The sequence below is a fragment of the Pseudomonas rossensis genome (assembly GCF_039888995.1).
Lineage (GTDB): Bacteria > Pseudomonadota > Gammaproteobacteria > Pseudomonadales > Pseudomonadaceae > Aquipseudomonas > Aquipseudomonas rossensis.
In genome coordinates this window covers 1-16,488 of the sequence record NZ_JBBWCB010000118.1, presented here as the reverse complement: position 1 = coordinate 16,488, position 16,488 = coordinate 1, and the positions used below count along the sequence as shown (strand labels likewise).

The 16,488-nt window shown below is 57.6% G+C and carries 10 protein-coding genes and 1 pseudogene; 7 read left to right on the top strand and 4 right to left on the bottom strand.

Annotation, left to right across the window (positions count from 1 at the left end):
- A partial coding sequence (locus WLY71_RS23910) for a vitamin B12 dependent-methionine synthase activation domain-containing protein (RefSeq protein WP_347805510.1) occupies positions 1-1,893 on the top strand: 1,893 nt, incomplete at its 5' end.
- 63 nt (positions 1,894-1,956) lie between these two features.
- Here WLY71_RS23910 and WLY71_RS23905 read toward each other — a convergent pair.
- Complete coding sequence (locus tag WLY71_RS23905; protein WP_347805509.1) at positions 1,957-9,018, bottom strand: NEL-type E3 ubiquitin ligase domain-containing protein; 7,062 nt, start codon at positions 9,016-9,018, stop codon at positions 1,957-1,959.
- Between the two features lie 152 nt (positions 9,019-9,170).
- Here WLY71_RS23905 and WLY71_RS23900 point away from each other — a divergent pair, with 152 nt between their 5' ends.
- A complete protein-coding gene (locus WLY71_RS23900; RefSeq protein ID WP_074877590.1) occupies positions 9,171-9,389 on the top strand; it encodes a DUF2970 domain-containing protein in 219 nt (72 codons plus the stop codon).
- On the opposite strand, the gene WLY71_RS23895 is transcribed toward WLY71_RS23900, so the two are convergent.
- Positions 9,386-10,459, bottom strand: a complete 1,074-nt coding sequence (locus WLY71_RS23895) for an ABC transporter substrate-binding protein (protein ID WP_347805508.1) — start codon at positions 10,457-10,459, stop codon at positions 9,386-9,388. The genes WLY71_RS23900 and WLY71_RS23895 overlap by 4 nt on opposite strands.
- A 523-nt stretch (positions 10,460-10,982) precedes the next feature.
- Between WLY71_RS23895 and WLY71_RS23890 the strand changes: the two genes are divergently transcribed.
- Both WLY71_RS23890 and WLY71_RS23885 read left to right on the top strand, forming a co-directional pair.
- The gene (locus tag WLY71_RS23890) at positions 10,983-12,641 is read left to right on the top strand and encodes a nitrite/sulfite reductase (protein ID WP_347805507.1); all 1,659 of its coding nucleotides are present in this window, start codon (positions 10,983-10,985) and stop codon (positions 12,639-12,641) included.
- Positions 12,625-13,119: a DUF934 domain-containing protein gene (locus WLY71_RS23885; protein ID WP_347805506.1), complete on the top strand. Its 495-nt coding sequence runs from the start codon at positions 12,625-12,627 to the stop codon at positions 13,117-13,119. Before WLY71_RS23890 ends, WLY71_RS23885 begins: the two co-directional genes overlap by 17 nt.
- A gap of 77 nt (positions 13,120-13,196) precedes the next feature.
- On the opposite strand, the gene WLY71_RS23880 is transcribed toward WLY71_RS23885, so the two are convergent.
- Positions 13,197-13,505 (bottom strand): hypothetical protein, encoded by a 309-nt coding sequence (locus WLY71_RS23880; protein WP_347805505.1) that lies wholly within the window; start codon positions 13,503-13,505, stop codon positions 13,197-13,199.
- 192 nt (positions 13,506-13,697) lie between these two features.
- Positions 13,698-14,720 carry a protease SohB gene (gene sohB, locus WLY71_RS23875; protein ID WP_347805504.1) on the bottom strand — a complete coding sequence of 341 codons (1,023 nt, stop codon included), beginning with the start codon at positions 14,718-14,720 and terminating at the stop codon, positions 13,698-13,700.
- A gap of 203 nt (positions 14,721-14,923) precedes the next feature.
- Between sohB and WLY71_RS23870 the strand changes: the two genes are divergently transcribed.
- From WLY71_RS23870 to WLY71_RS23860, 3 genes and pseudogenes are all read left to right on the top strand, one after another.
- Positions 14,924-15,634 carry a histidine phosphatase family protein gene (locus tag WLY71_RS23870; RefSeq protein ID WP_347805503.1) on the top strand — a complete coding sequence of 237 codons (711 nt, stop codon included), beginning with the start codon at positions 14,924-14,926 and terminating at the stop codon, positions 15,632-15,634.
- 64 nt (positions 15,635-15,698) lie between these two features.
- Positions 15,699-16,013 (top strand): SCP2 sterol-binding domain-containing protein, encoded by a 315-nt coding sequence (locus WLY71_RS23865; protein WP_008154977.1) that lies wholly within the window; start codon positions 15,699-15,701, stop codon positions 16,011-16,013.
- A 196-nt stretch (positions 16,014-16,209) separates the two neighbouring features.
- Positions 16,210-16,488: pseudogene (locus WLY71_RS23860) on the top strand (amidohydrolase); the annotation flags it as partial.

Sequence of the window (16,488 nt, the reverse complement as noted above, 5' to 3'; positions counted from 1 at the left end):
ATCTACGACCAGATCCCGGTCGAACTGCGTGACGCCGTTGAAGACGTAGTGCTCAACCGCACCCCGGAAGGCACTGACGCCCTCCTCGCCATTGCCGACAAGTACAAGGGCGACGGCAGCGTCAAGGAAGCCGAGACCGAAGAATGGCGCGGCTGGCCCGTCAACAAGCGTCTGGAGCATGCGCTGGTCAAAGGCATCACCACGCACATTGTTGAAGACACCGAAGAATCCCGTCAGTCGTTCGCTCGCCCGATCGAAGTGATCGAAGGCCCGCTGATGTCCGGCATGAACATCGTCGGCGACCTGTTCGGCGCGGGCAAAATGTTCCTGCCACAAGTGGTGAAATCCGCCCGCGTGATGAAGCAGGCCGTGGCCCACTTGATCCCGTTCATCGAATTGGAAAAAGGCGACAAACCGGAAGCCAAGGGCAAAATCCTCATGGCCACAGTAAAAGGCGACGTGCACGACATCGGCAAGAACATCGTCGGCGTGGTGCTGGGCTGTAACGGCTACGACATCGTCGACCTCGGCGTGATGGTGCCGGCGGAGAAAATCCTGCAGGTGGCCAAGGAGCAGAAGTGCGACATCATCGGCCTGTCCGGCCTGATCACCCCTTCGCTGGATGAAATGGTCCACGTCGCCCGGGAGATGCAGCGTCAGGATTTCCACCTGCCGCTGATGATCGGTGGCGCGACCACCTCGAAAGCGCACACGGCGGTGAAGATCGAGCCGAAATACAGCAACGACGCAGTGATTTACGTCACCGACGCCTCCCGCGCCGTGGGCGTGGCGACGCAGTTGCTGTCCAAGGAATTGAAGCCGGCGTTCATCGAGAAGACTCGCCTGGAATACATCGAAGTCCGCGAGCGTACCGCCAACCGCAGCGCCCGCACCGAACGCCTGAGCTACCCGGCGTCCATTGCCAAGAAGCCGCAGTTCGACTGGAGCACTTACGAGCCGGTCAAACCGACGTTTACCGGTGCCAAGGTGCTGGACAACATCGACTTGAAAGTCCTGGCCGAATACATCGACTGGACACCGTTCTTTATCTCCTGGGACCTGGCCGGCAAATTCCCGCGCATCCTCACGGATGAAGTGGTCGGTGAAGCCGCCACCTCGCTGTACGCCGATGCCCGGGAAATGCTTGCCAAGCTGATCGACGAAAAACTCATCAGCGCCCGTGCGGTGTTCGGCTTCTGGCCGGCCAATCAGGTGCGTGAGGATGACATTGAAGTCTACGGCGATGACGGGAAACCGATTGCCAAGCTGCATCACCTGCGTCAGCAGATCATCAAGACCGACGGCAAACCGAACTTCTCCCTGGCTGACTTCGTTGCACCGAAGGACAGCGAAGTGACCGACTACGTGGGTGGTTTCATCACCACCGCCGGGATCGGTGCCGAAGAAGTGGCCAAGGCCTATCAAGATGCCGGCGACGACTACAACTCGATCATGGTCAAGGCACTGGCCGACCGTTTGGCCGAGGCTTGCGCTGAGTGGCTGCACCAGCAGGTCCGTAAAGACTACTGGGGTTATGCCAAGGACGAGACGCTCGACAACGAGGCGCTGATCAAAGAGCAATACACCGGTATCCGCCCTGCCCCGGGCTACCCGGCCTGCCCGGATCACACCGAAAAATCCACGCTGTTCAAGTTGCTGGACCCTGAGGCCTCGGAAATGAAAGCCGGCCGCAGCGGCGTGTTCCTCACCGAGCACTACGCCATGTTCCCGGCGGCAGCGGTCAGCGGTTGGTACTTCGCTCACCCGCAAGCGCAGTATTTTGCCGTGGGCAAGATCGACAAGGATCAGGTGCAGAGCTACACGTCGCGCAAGGGCCAGGAGTTGAGCATGACCGAGCGCTGGCTGGCGCCGAACCTGGGTTACGACAACTGATGGTGGTCCCGGGAGTCGACGGGGGCGACTCCCGGGGTTCTTATGAAAGCTGCAGGGTTAACGTTACAGCCCCACCAGCGTCCGTTCTTTTTCAGACAATTCGCGCACCAACTTTCCTTGCTCGAAGAGAAGGTCTGCCTCTATCGCCTGCATGGCGGTTTTGTACTGCTCCTGCGCGCCTTCGCCGTAATTTGGATACGCCTCCTCTACATCATGCTCTCTGCCTGCGAAACCCTCTCGCACCTGGGCGAACCGTTCAGGGTATTTGTCCTTCAAATAGTCGCTCCAGTACTTGTGGCCGACCAAATCATCAATAAATGCCGATGATTGTTCTGCCGCGATCACTTCAGCATGGGCCGCATCCAGCATGGCAGACGAAACGTTGCCGCTGTAGCGCATGCCTCTTGGTTGCCCCGGCAACTCAAGTCGCTCGGCAAGGCCGATACGATAGGCCAACCGCACTTCCGCCGGATCAATTGAGCGGCGCTGTGCCTGTCGCTGGACAATGTCACGGCTAGCGATTTCCTCGACTTTCCCAAGGCGAAACAGGCTCCTGCCAAGTCTGAACAAGACGCTGCCTTGTTGGCCCGGGGAAATTGACTTCGAAGTCTCAAATTCGAAAGCCTTAACTTCTACATCGCTGAACAACAGGATTTGACCATCAACGCAAGTTGCGCCAGACCTTGCCATTTCGAATATCGTATCCCTCAGACCTGCGTCGCTATCGGCCACCCTCAGTACGGTATGGACCCGCCGCACAAGATCAGCACGTCCCGTCTGAAAGTCTGCCGTACCTTCCATTTTGGTCAGCAGATTGAAGAAGAACTTACTGTTGTGCGCTTGCTCGAAGTCATTCCATATCCGTATCAATTCCTCTGAGTCGGCTGCTGACGGAGCGATCCATCGCTCACGGGCGTCGGTACCTGTCACCTCATCCATATCCACTTCTACGTCACTTGCGATCGAGTCATCGCTATCGCTGTCGCTACTGCTCTCAAACCGCTCCAGCGCCTCGTCAATCTCTCCTGCCCTCCATCCCATTATCTCCTCGCCTTCCAGCACCTGATCACGCAGCATTAGCAGGCTCTCGCCATCCAGGGTTTCGTTGCTGGCCAGATTCGTGCCCGCACGCAATACCCTGTGCTCGTCGGCCATCAGGACCGATGGAATGGACTCGATCATGTTGTCGCGCAAATCCAGTGCGCTGAGCGAGGGGAGCTGAAGCGCTCCCTGCGGCCAGACGACCAGGCGGTTGCCACTCAGATCGAGGGCCTGCAAACGGGTAAGAGAGCTGACATCCATCGACTCAAGCCAGTTTTCCGCCAGGTTCAATGACTCCAGGTTGCTCATCCCTGCAAGCTGACGCTGGAGCTGAGGCGCATCGGAAAAACGGTTATTGACTGCCGAAAGTCGCTTGAGGCTGTTCAGTGAGGTAACGGACTCTGGCAAGGCACTCAATGCGTTGGCATTCAGCGCCAGGGTATGAACATGCGTAAACGCGCCGAGGAAATCGCTTAGCCCCTCTTCTCTCAGATACACGTTGTTCAGGTTCAACGCACCGACATGAGCGAAGTCGGCGGGTAGAGCCGGGAGATTGCCCAAGGGGTTATCGGACAGATCAAGGATATAACCTCCCGATGCGCTCTCCACAGCCTGCGCCCCGCGGAGGTTCTGCCTCCAGCACGCCATTATCCAGTCAGCCGCCTTACGACGCTCGGTGGCTGCTATCCACACAGGAGGAGAAGATTCACCCATCTGCTGTGGTGGGGTTTCGATCCATGTGTTCAGGGTCTTCGTCAATGCCTGATGTTGTCTGTCCCATTTGGCCAATTGCTCATACAGGGGGCCAGCGCCGCCATGGCGTAACGTCAGTTCATCAATCATCTGTATCGCCTCGGCGCCTGGCAGATCCGGGTCAAGCCTTAGCAAGCGGGCTTGCGGGGTCAAGCGTGTCAGGTCATTGCCAGGAACAACGGGCAGCGGCAATAACAAGTCCGGATTTTGCGCGACCAGAACCGGAAAGTACTCTGGTTCACCCATGGTAATGCCCGCCTGCAAGCTGGCTCTGGAGATACCCATGGGTGTTTCGGAAGAAGTACTCGCCAGCAAATCGGTGCGGGCCTTGGCCGTCAACCGACAGCCAATCATATCGATCCTTAGAGCGTCATGGCCGGTCAGGGCAGCCTCAGGAATCGTCGTGATCGCGCTGTTGTTCATCTCGAGCCTGCCGAGGCCGGACAAGTCCAACGCACCTTTTGGCCAGTCTTTAATGGCGGTATGACCCACACGCAGGGTCTTCAAGCGGGTCATGGCGCTGACATCCAGCGAACCGAGCCGGTTATAGCGCAAGTCCAGGCTTTCAAGGGCAGACAACCGGTTCAAGCGTTGTTGCATACTCGGGGTAATTGTCAGGTGATTTCGGCTCAGCTCCAGATCAGTGAGTTTTCCGAAGCTGCCCAATGCCGACGGAAGATCCTGCAGTTGATTGCCACTCAGATCCAACCCGCGAATATCGGTGAAGCCGCTCAAAAAACGACTGAAATCCTCGGATGAAGCCACCACACCCGACATTTGCAGGGTTTGCACATGGGCAAAATTCGTTGCTGACAGCGCTGGCAGTTCAGGCAGATCGCCCAGCGCCCAGCCGGACAAATCAAGATTCGATGAAATGATTTGTCGCGGCATGACAGGCCATGGCCGCACCCCTGAAGGTCCGGCCTGAGGTTGCGAAGACTGTGCCTCCTCCGTACCGCCATAGCGTTTACGCAGACCATCACGCCAGCACTCATGGATTCGCCGGGCAACGGATTCTCGTTCCCGAATGTTGACTTGCCGGCCATTGGCTCTTGCTGTTCGCTGCTGCCACGCCTCCAGTTGCTGTCGCAATGCCTGTCCATCCTGGCGCAGTGCATTGATCCGTGCCAGCAACGCCCGCCCTGCCAACCCCTCAGCCTTCATTCGCCCAAGGGCAATCTTCGAAAGCTCGTCGCTTGTCTCCAGGGCGTTCTGTAGCGTGCCTTGGCAATAACGATCCAGCATTTGCCCGGTATCCAGCAAATGCGCAGGATTGTCGTGCACATACTCGTATGCCTTTACGAAGTCCTCAGTGCTCAGCCTGGCCCAGTTGAGTTTCATGCCCGGCCACAGTGATTCATGACCGGATAGCCATTCAGCGGGAAGTGTCTTGACGCCTGAGTGAGTGAGATCCAGCGACCTGAGCTGCGGCAATTGCAGAGCGCCCTTCGGCCAGGCCTCTGTCGTCCCGTGCACACTCAACGAATGCAGTTGAGTCAGGCGACTGACATCCAGCTCGTCCGCCACCCCGGTCACGTCCAATCGTTGCAGTTGTGGCATCGCGTCTATCACCGATTGGGCAGCTTCGGTGAATTCCGGACCCAGCGGCCCTGCCATTTGCAGTTCACGGATACTCGGCAGTGCCTTTAGCCTCTCGGCCAGTTGAACCCTATCGACGCCATCCTGGATCCCCAACCTTAACGACCGGGCGTTGGGGAACTGGCGCACAAAGGCTTCCGGTGTCTGACTCAATAATCCACCAACGTTCATATTAAGACGTCTTACGTGAGGAAAGTTGCCGGCCAGTTCCGGCAGGCTGTCTGCAGCGCCCACGTCCAGAAAAACACTGGCATCGCCATCGTAAATACCCCTCTGTTGCCAGACGAATTTAATGTTTCGTGCGACTTGATGGCGGACCGTATTCTGGCCGCCGCTGTGTACCCATTGTTCGAGCTGCGCCGTCAGTGCCTCGTATTCCCGGCCCCGCACGTTCAGAAAATGGGCGATCTGCGTTTCGGTCATGCCATCAAGCGCAAGCTGGATGACCATCAATTCCGCCAACTTATCGGAGAAGTTCGGATAGACATCCCGCAACCTGGAGACCAACGAGGGATTCACCAATGCTCCGGCACCTCGCCCGCTCAATGGGTAGCCGACCCTCCCGTCGGCCAGTCGCACCGGCGGACGCAATCGTGACGTGGTGGCGTTGGGCACGAGGGTTTCCATCATCTGATCACGGTGGCCCATGGCATAAGTGGTCAATGTCTTTTGTAACTTGGCACCCTGCGCCACATTGGGCATGCCCAACTGAGTGCGGACGTCGTCCGGCAACGCATGCATGACCGAAGAGAAAAAGTTGTCGCCTTCTTTCGGCACGCTGTTCAACGAGTTTTCTTGTTGGTCGAAGGCCTGGAACTGGTTGGCTTGATGATGTTGATAGCCGTCCTTGACCAGGTATTTGACTTGCTCGGCCGTCTCGCTTCCGATGCTGTCGAGCAGTTTTCCACCGCAATCGCCCTGACGAACTTCCAGGCGCAGGTTTTTCGGCCAGCCGGGGAGTTTTTCCAGGCTGTGCAGCGCCAGGCGCTGGCTGTCGGATGACGCCATGCTCTCGAGCTGCAATCCGGCCAGGGCCTTGTTCAGCCGAGTCACCCGGGCGCGCGCACGCCCCTTGAGCAACAGACTGGTGGGGAGTCGGCCGGTTTGTTTGATGTGCAGCCGTTCCTTGGCTGTGGCATTGGCCAGGACTTCTTGCGCCGCGTCCGTCGATAGACTGGGGAAAGTACGTTGCAGCTCCTGAATTTCACGCGTTAGTGCCTTGGAATCCTGGCTGAGTTTGTCGAACAATGAGGTTTTTTTGCCCGAAAGCCGGGCGCCAAGCTGTTGTCGAAAAACCGTTTCACGCTCTGCCTCGACCCGCGCACCTTCGCCCCCCAGCAAGCGAACGATTTCTTTCTCATCCAGCGCCGCAAGCACTCGTTCGGGCAATTTCCCGGCAGACACATCCTCACGGGAAATCCTGATGCTCGGCTTCACAGGTGTCGACGCCTCACCGTAGCGGGACGAAGCACCGCTCAGGCTTGCATTGTCGAACACGTCGATCACCCGCCCCTGCGGCCAACGCGGCATATTGATCACTTGCGGCAAGACGTCGTTGTAGCGGCTGTCCGGCACCAGCTGATCGAGACGAATCTGTTCAATCATGTCATTGAGCTGACGGTCGATTTGAAACTGCCGCAACGTGTCGGATAACGCTGATGGCAAGCGCAGGTTATCCGTATGGATCTTGCGCAACGCATCGTCGTTAACGCCGCTGATATCGGCGATTTTCTCCAGCGTCGCCGCGTCAATACCGTCGGTGACCGGGCCAAGACGTCGTAACAAGGTGGCACGATCCCACTCCAGCGGGCGCTCGAAACGATGGCGCCACGCGCCCTCACCGTTGTGTTCAAGAACGGGGGAGTAAGCGTCCGGGGCCGTCGGGTGTTTGAGACGCCATTTGTTCAGCTTGGGGTCGAAGGTTTTTTCGTAGACGTTACCGTCGAGCCTGATATAGGTCTTGCCGTCCACTTCATACTGCCCAAGCTTGTTGGGCTTGAGCCCCGCTGGCAAGACCCTGTCGCTCAGGTAAGGCGTCAAACCAGGCCGCCACAACTGTTCGCTGCCAAACGGCAATTTGACCTTCACCAGGCCATCGACGATGGGTGTGGACAGCACTTTCGGCGCTTTACTGGCAACCGCGCCTACAGCCGCCATGAATGCCACGTTCACGGCCACCGACTTCAAATAACTCCAGGCCTGATCCGTGTCCCCGATGCTCCAGGCTTCAACCCCGTGATAAATGTCTATGGTCAGTTGCACAGCCATCACGGCCATCATTACCTCGCCCAGGCCAGGCACAAAAAATGCGGCCACGTTGAGTATGCTCAGTCCCCACTCAGCGTAGCGGGCGAGTCGTTCATACCAGGCGTCATGATCGACCTTGGCCGTCGGCACCGCCAGTTGCTCGGCAGTCTCCTTCAGGCGCGTCTGGTGCCGCGTGTACAGCTCGCCGAACAGCTCCGTGTCAAAAAATTCTTCACTGATATCAAGAGCCGGCTCGTCCCGGTAAACGTGTTCGTAGATTCCGTCTATGTGACCCAAGAGGGTCTGTTTACGGTAAGGGAAATCCGGGTTCCATTTGAGTGTTTGCACAGCAGTCTTGATCTTGCCGAGGAACTTGCCCGCATCACCGTGGGGGATGAGCCTGAGGAAAGAGCGCTGGTAATTCGCATCGCGCAGCCTGTAGCTCAGGTCATTTTCAAAGGACTTGAGCGAGGCATATTCCATGACCGGCGCCACCGGATCACCCGGAATACAGACGATGATCCGCGAGTCCTGGTAACCCAGTACGTCAAACAGGCTTACACCAGGATTGGTCACGCTGAAGTTGACCTTTTTACCTTTGCGCCGGCTTGCGCCAATGACAAACAGCTCACTGACAGGCGACCCCAGCACATGCAACTGACTGAAAGTGACGCGCTCACCGTCCAGTGTTGCCGATTTGTCGCCGTTGAGCACGGCCAGCAATGTGCTGTAGGCCGATGGCGTGATCAGCGATTTGAGGTGGGCGATATGGGCATGCACCCGCAGACTGTCCTTCCACGATTCGACCGTTTGGGTGCGCACGGTGGTCGCCCTGTACGCGGCGTCAAACATCGCCGTCAGGTGTTCCTGATACTGCTTGCCGATATCCAGTTCACGGCATAGCGAGGCGAAATCGGCGGGCTTTATCGGTAGCTTCTTGATCCTGTAACGCGTTGAAGGGCCCATTTCCGGATAGTCCCAACCGTAAGGTCCACCTTGTGTTTCCAGATTGGCAGCCCGTTTACCTCGTTCAGCAATGACGTCACGTTCATCAAACGCCTGGTCTTCTTCAAAATTGCGCAGTGCCAGTTGCAGCAGTGTCTGGTGAGTGATGAGCGAGTCTGCAAAGGGCTCGTAGAGCCAGGTCTGCGTAACATCAACTTTCAACCCGAACTTTTTTTGCAGCGCCGCTTCGAGCAACGGTTGCGCGAATTCGGTGACCCCTTTGAGCCCGGTGAGTGTTTGTGCCAGGGTTTCGTTGGAGGTTCGACTGCGCTTCTGGTCGTCCCGTACAGTTTGTCGTTGGTCGCTGGAGGCCTTTTGAAACCAGTCCGGCATGGCATTTTCGGCCAGGCCTCCCGGTGTTCTCGCCCGATCCAGAGCCCGGATGTTTGCCGGGGTCAGGTGGCGTATCCGATCGTGCAGCTTTTTTTTGATGAAATGGTTGTGAAGGCCCTTTTCCTGGGCCGATGGGATTCCACTCATGTGGCAATACCTGATGCTGTCAAATGAAGCACCAGTCAATCAGCAGGTTTGTCGTCCAGGGCGGTACATATTTATACCGGGTAGCGCCGGGGGCGATCTTCTTTCAGTGGGTTGTCTATGCTTGTCTTACTCAAACGGGAGACGAGGGGTTTATGGACGATCCAGCCGACAACAAGCCGCCCACTTTCTGGCAGATGCTGCACAGCGTCATGGCGGCGGCGTTCGGGGTGCAGAGCGGGAAGAACCGGGCGCGGGACTTCACTCACGGCAAGCCCAGTCATTTCGTGATTCTGGGGATTTTGTTCACCGCGGTGTTCGCATTGACGCTGTATGGCATCGTGCAACTGGTGGTGCATCTGACCGGGGTTTAGCGCATCAAGGTTTGCAGGCTGAACGGATAGCGATACGACGTCGACCGGCCCTTGGCTGAAAGACGGCGGAAGTTCACACCGTAATCCGGTGATTTCCCCATGGCCAGCAATCGCCTGGCCTGTGCCTTGTCGATCAGTTGCAGCAACGGGATTTGCCGGTCTCGGCCGCCGTATTGGCTGAGATCCACGCCCTGTTCAAGATCATGCAACTCCACCAGCGCCCAGCCGCCCAACGTGAAGTGCCCGCCCAACAGCACGCTTATGCGTCCGTCGACCATCGCCTGTAACGCCGCCGGCGAGGTGTTGACCGCACTGAACAACGCATCCTTGCCGGGTATCCCACCCGTCTCCGAATACGCCTGCATGGCGCCAAACGCCATTTCGTCATTGGCTGACCACACCAGCGAGACCTTCGGGTAACGCCGGAACAACAGTTTGGCCTGTTCATAGGCCCGTTCCCGGGTCCAGCCGCTGTAAACCAGTTGGCGCAAGCGCACTTCAGGGTGCTCGGCCAAGGCCCGCATCATGCCTTGCTCGCGCAGTTGCGCCGAAGGGGTGATCTTCAGGCCGGAAAACGCCAGCAACTCGATGACCTGACCGGGCGCCGCGGGCGGATGCTGGCGAATCAGTTCCTTGAGCATCAGGTAGCCACCCTCCTCATCGTTGGGCACCAGGCTGCCCAACTGATCAGAGCGATCTCCCAGCAGACTCTGCTGATTGGCCGTCAGCGAAGCGTTAACCATAAACAGCTTTACCCCGCTGCCCTGAGCCAGGCGAATGATCTGCGGGGCGACGTACTGTTCGTTGGCGAACACCAGATAGTCCGGACGATCAGGGCCTTGCAGCGCCTGACGGGCTTGCGCCAGCGTGAGCTCCGGCATGCGCCGGGAATAGAGAATTCGCAGATCAATGCCCAGATCCGTGGCTGCCGCGTGCATGAATTGCGAATAGCTGATCCAGAAGGCTTCGTCAGTCTTCCCGGGATTCAGGAACAACACCGATTCCGCGCGCACACCGGGTCCGTAAACCGCGCCGCACATCAGCAGGAATGAGTAGAAAAACTTCAACATTGATCGTCCGAGCCCCCCGGCAATTCGCCGCGCATTATAGCCAGCGAAGTCCCGGAAAACGGTGTTTATTGGGGTTATTGTCCGACAATCGTCGGAATCGGGCCCGGACGGGGTCGGTTATTGATGGCTGACCCAAAATACCGCGGTGCCCACGACCAGGATGATCAGGAACAGAATGGCCCAAGCATCGACCGTGCTATCGGGTTTTGACGTTTTGGTAGGGTTGCTCATTGCATCGCCTCTTGTCGGTTTTATCGGTGATTGCATAAAGACTCGAGCACAGTTAAGACGATGATTGCCCGCACCACAAATGTGGGTTTTAGTGCGATGAGCCTCATTAGTCGTTTTGGTTCTTTACATATACTCAAACATCACTTTTGCGCATAACTGCAAACTGGTATCTTGCCCCGGCTCCGTTGGGAGTGCGCGGCCGTGCGCGCAGAATTGCCGAGGCAGCATCGGAGACTTCTAGGCGAAAAACGCAACTGGATCCGACCGGCCCAAGCCTGAGAACAGGACTTATATGTACGTATACGACGAGTACGATCAGCGGATCATCGAGGACCGCGTCAAGCAGTTCCGTGATCAGACCCGACGCTATCTGGCAGGCGAGCTGAGCGAAGAAGAATTCCGCCCCCTGCGCCTGCAAAATGGCCTTTACATCCAGCGCTTCGCGCCGATGTTGCGGGTGGCGGTGCCTTACGGCCAACTGACTTCGCGCCAGACGCGAATGATGGCCAGGATTGCCCGTGACTTTGACAAGGGCTACGCCCACATCAGCACCCGGCAGAACGTACAGTTCAACTGGCCGGCGCTGGAAGACATCCCGGACATCCTTGCCGAACTGGCGACCGTGCAGATGCACGCGATCCAGACCAGCGGCAACTGCTTGCGCAACGTCACCACCGACCAGTTCGCCGGTGTCGCTGCCGACGAGCTGATCGATCCGCGCCCGTGGTGCGAGATCGTCCGCCAATGGACCACGTTCCACCCTGAATTCGCTTACTTGCCGCGCAAGTTCAAGATCGCCATCAACGGTTCGACTTCCGACCGTGCGGCCATCGAAGTCCATGACATCGGCCTTGAGCCGGTGCACAACGCCGCTGGCGAGCTGGGCTTCCGTGTGCTGGTGGGTGGCGGTCTCGGCCGTACCCCGGTGGTGGGCGCGTTCATCAATGAATTCCTGCCGTGGCAAGACCTGTTGAGCTACCTCGACGCCATCCTGCGGGTCTACAACCGCTACGGCCGTCGTGACAACAAGTACAAGGCGCGGATCAAGATTCTGGTCAAGGCCCTGACCCCTGAAGTCTTCGCACAAAAAGTCGATGCGGAAATGGAGCACCTTCGCGGTGGCCAGACCACGTTGACCGAAGCCGAAGTGCATCGTGTGGCCAAACACTTCGTCGACCCCGAGTACAAGGCTCTGGACAACCAGACCCTGGCGTTGGCCGAACTCGATAAAGAACACCCGGGCTTCGCGCGCTGGCGCACCCGCAATACCCTGGCCCACAAGAAGCCCGGTTATGTAGCCGTGACCCTGTCCCTGAAGCCGACCGGCGTTGCGCCGGGCGACATCACCGACAAGCAGCTCGATGCCGTTGCCGACCTCGCCGACCGTTACAGCTTCGGTCAACTGCGCACGTCTCACGAGCAGAACATCATTCTGGCCGACGTTGAGCAGACCCAACTGTTCGCGATGTGGGGCGAGTTGCGCGAGCAAGGTTTCGCCACGCCGAACATCGGCTTGCTGACCGACATCATCTGCTGCCCGGGCGGCGACTTCTGCTCCTTGGCCAACGCCAAGTCGATCCCGATCGCCGAGTCGATCCAGCGTCGTTTCGAAGACCTGGATTACCTGTTCGATATCGGCGAACTGGACCTGAACATCTCCGGCTGCATGAACGCCTGTGGTCACCACCACGTCGGCCACATCGGCATCCTCGGGGTGGACAAAAAAGGCGAAGAGTTCTACCAGGTGTCCCTGGGTGGCAGCGCCAGTCGCGACGCCAGCCTGGGCAAAATCCTCGGCCCGTCTTTCGCCCAGGAAGCCATGCCTGATGTAATTGAAAAGCTGATCGACGTGTACATCGAACAACGTACCGAAGACGAGCGTTTCATCGACACCTATCAGCGTATTGGCATCGACCTCTTCAAGGAGCGTGTCTATGCAGCGAATAATTAAGAACAACGAAGTCGTCGACGAAACCTGGCACTTGCTGCCCAAGGACTTCAACATCGACGACATCAGCAACTGCGACGACCTGATCGTCCCGTTGCAGCTGTGGCGCGAACACAGCCGTATGCTCAAGGCCCGCGACGGCGGCCTGGGCGTGTGGCTGGATGCCGATGAAGAAGCGGAAGAAATCGGTGACGACTTGGAAAATTTCCAGGTGATCGCCCTGAATTTCCCAGCCTTCACTGATGGTCGCAACTACTCCAACGCCCGCCTGCTGCGTGACCGTTACGGGTTCAAAGGCGAACTGCGGGCAATCGGCGATGTGCTGCGCGACCAGCTGTTCTACCTGCACCGCTGCGGTTTCGACGCATTTGCCATTCGTGCCGATAAAGATCCGTACGAAGCCCTGGAAGGTCTCAAGGACTTCTCGGTGACCTATCAGGCTGCTACCGACGAACCGCTGCCGCTGTTCCGTCGCCGCTAATAAAAATAAAGCCTTGATGACCAACAGTCATCAAGGCTTTATTACATGTGAAACACCCTTTCGCACATCAAAATTCGTTAGAACTCAACTTGCTTCAGTCCTCTTTTCCTGATGGCGTACGCCAATGCGGAGACGTCATCAAATAACGTCTTGTTCAAACTTCCCCAATTCTCGCCCTCGATAAAAACCTTGAACTCCGGCTTCCACTGACTGGGCTGATGGCGCCTGATATAGGTAATCAGGATTTCATCATTCGTGGATCGATGAACAACCTTATGATCCTTGTTCGGCCGTACATCGATAAGAAACATGAACTTTTCGGGCAACAACTTTACAAAAAGAGCAAAGTCATCCGGATTACCATTGTATCGAGTGCTTATTTCCATTGTGCAACATCCTTGCTGCTGATTAGGGGCAGCTGAGTCTAATCAAAACCTCTGTCAAGCAAACGCCTTTAATATGCACAAGATATTTATAGATCCGCGTTAGTTAACTTTTTAAACTAACGAATTCGACAATCGGCATAAAAAACCGCAGCGGGCGCTGCGGTTTTGTTTAGTACCGGGATAGTTGAAGAGTTACCAGAAACGATGCTGAGTCAGGCGCCCCCACCAGTTCAACAGCACTCGATCGACCGAACTGCTGGCCGCCATGCCGATGCGTTCCTGCAAGCTTTTGCGTTCGGCGTAGTGCAGGTGATAGAGCTCGGACTTCTTGGCGCGTTCGGCGAGGTATTCATCGCTGGTCTTGAGTTCGTCCACCAGTTGCTTGTCCAGCGCCGCGACGCCGAGCCAGATTTCGCCGGTGGCCACTTCGTCGATGGCCAGTTGCGGGCGATAGCGGGAAACGAAGTTCTTGAACAACTGGTGAGTGATGTCCAGGTCTTCCTGGAATTTCTCGCGTCCCTTCTCGGTGTTTTCGCCAAACACCGTCAGGGTGCGCTTGTACTCGCCCGCGGTCAGCACTTCGAAGTCGATGTCGTGCTTTTTCAGCAGGCGGTTGACGTTAGGCAACTGCGCCACGACGCCAATCGAGCCGAGAATCGCGAATGGCGCACTGATGATCTTCTCGCCGATGCACGCCATCATGTAGCCGCCGCTGGCCGCGACCTTGTCGATGCACACGGTCAACGGCACACCGGCATCACGGATACGCGCCAGTTGCGAGGACGCCAGGCCGTAGCTGTGAACCATGCCTCCGCCGCTTTCCAGACGCAGCACCACTTCATCCTTGGGCGTGGCGAGGGTCAGCAGCGCGGTGATTTCATGGCGCAGGCTTTCAGTGGCCGACGCCTTGATGTCGCCGTCGAAATCCAGCACGAACACCCGTGGCTTGGCCTCGGTTTTCTTCTTTTGCTTTTTCTCGTTTTTAGCTTCGACCTTGCGCAAGGCCTTGAGCTGGTCCTTGTCGAGCAAGGTTTGCTCCAGGCGTTCGCGCAGCCCTTTGTAGAAATCATTGAGTTTGCTGACTTGCAACTGGCCGACCGACTTGCGCCGACCTTTGCTGCGCAATGCCGCGAAACTGGCCAGGACCACCAGAATGGCGATCACCAGTGTCACGGTCTTAGCCAGAAAAACTGCGTACTCGGCAAAAAACTCCACAGGGACTCCTTTAATACGATGCGCTGCAAAAACGCGCGCGGGATACCTCCAGCATACCCATGCACCGCCCCGGCGGCCAGCCGTGAAACCTCTGGCAACAGCCCTGTAACGGGCATTTCAAACAAGCGTATGTTTTTTCATTGACAGCTCACCCTCATCCTCATAACCTCGCCGAACCTTCAACGTACCGGGATGACGCGGACGTGGGCAGTATCTATTTGATTCGACATGGCCAGGCCTCCTTTGGTGCAGACGACTATGACGTCCTGTCGCCGACCGGTATTCGCCAGGCAGAAGTCCTCGGCCAGCACCTCGCCGAGCTGGGCATCAGCTTCGATCGCTGCCTCTCGGGCGATCTGCGCCGCCAGCAGCACACGGCCAACAGCGCACTGGAACAGTTCGCTGCCGCAGGCCTGCCGGTTCCGGTCCTGGAAATCGATTCCGCTTTCAATGAGTTCGACGCCGACGCAGTGATCCGCGCGCTGCTGCCAGCCATGTTACCGGACGAGCCCGAAGCGCTGCACATCCTGCGTAACGCCGCGCAAGACCGCGGTGAGTTCCAGCGAATCTTCGCCCTGATTATCGAACGCTGGCTCGCCGGCACCTATGACACACCGGGCCTGGAAAGCTGGCTGGGGTTTGTCGAACGGGTGCAAGCCGGTCTGCAGCGAATCCTCGAAAGCGCCGACAACACCCAGAAAATCGCCGTGTTCACCTCCGGCGGCACTATCACGGCCCTGCTCCATCTCATTACGCAAATGCCTGCCAGGCAGGCGTTCGAACTGAACTGGCAAATCGTCAACACCTCGCTCAACCTGCTGAAGTTTCGCGGTCGCGAGGTGGCTCTGTCTTCTTTCAACATTCATGCGCACCTGCAACTGTTGAAGACCCCGGAACTCATCACGTTTCGCTGAGTCCGGACTATTGTGACCCTGGCTGTATTCACCCAGCTCTAATTACCCAAGAAAGGATCGAACCATGACCTCCGTAGCTGATGCCGTACAAGCAATGAAAGCCAAGTTCAACCCAGCCGCTGCTGCCGGTCTGGACCTGGTATTCGGTTTCCGCATCGACGACACCAAGAACTTCTCGCTGATCGTCAAGGACAGCACCTGCGAGCTCCAGGAAGGCGAAAACCCGGACGCCCAGGTGACTCTGGTCATGGACGGCGAAACCCTGGAAGGCATCGTCAGCGGCGAAACCGACGGCATGCAAGCCTTCATGGGTGGCAAACTGCGCGCGGAAGGCGACATGATGCTGGCCATGAAACTGTCCGAGCTGTTCCCGGCCTAAGCGCGCCGCTCCCAACCTTCGGGAGCACGCCTGGCTGCAAACGAATCCCGCCCCTCGTGGCGGGATTCGTCGTTTTTCGCCATCGGAAAACGGCTACCTGTGGATTTGCCGTCTATATTCCTTCTGGCCGCATGCGTCAGACATCGGCTGTTTGCCCTCGCTTTTTTTATGAAGAGCCTTTGCGTGGAGCATTGCCATGAGCCCACCTGACGACCACGACGGATTTAACCGCCGACGTGTACTGCAAGGCCTTTCGGCAGGCGCCGTCGGTGCCTGGATCAGCCCGCTACTCGCAGGGAGTAAAACCATGCCCGATGCCCCCGCCGACCTCATCCTGTACAACGGACGCCTGCACACCGTCGATCGCAAAAAACCTCAAGCCAGCGCCGTCGCGATCAAGGACGGACACTTCGTGGTGGTCGGCAGCGATGCCCAGGCCATGGCCCTGCAAGGCCCTGACACACAAATTATCGAC

Excerpts from the sequence above, each read along its gene's own strand:
- WLY71_RS23905 (WP_347805509.1), bottom strand. The coding sequence starts at position 9,018 with ATGAGTGGAATCCCATCGGCCCAGGAAAAGGGCCTTCACAACCATTTC.
- WLY71_RS23900 (WP_074877590.1), top strand. The coding sequence starts at position 9,171 with ATGGACGATCCAGCCGACAACAAGCCGCCCACTTTCTGGCAGATGCTG.
- WLY71_RS23895 (WP_347805508.1), bottom strand. The coding sequence starts at position 10,459 with ATGTTGAAGTTTTTCTACTCATTCCTGCTGATGTGCGGCGCGGTTTAC.
- WLY71_RS23890 (WP_347805507.1), top strand. The coding sequence starts at position 10,983 with ATGTACGTATACGACGAGTACGATCAGCGGATCATCGAGGACCGCGTC.
- WLY71_RS23885 (WP_347805506.1), top strand. The coding sequence starts at position 12,625 with ATGCAGCGAATAATTAAGAACAACGAAGTCGTCGACGAAACCTGGCAC.
- WLY71_RS23880 (WP_347805505.1), bottom strand. The coding sequence starts at position 13,505 with ATGGAAATAAGCACTCGATACAATGGTAATCCGGATGACTTTGCTCTT.
- WLY71_RS23865 (WP_008154977.1), top strand. The coding sequence starts at position 15,699 with ATGACCTCCGTAGCTGATGCCGTACAAGCAATGAAAGCCAAGTTCAAC.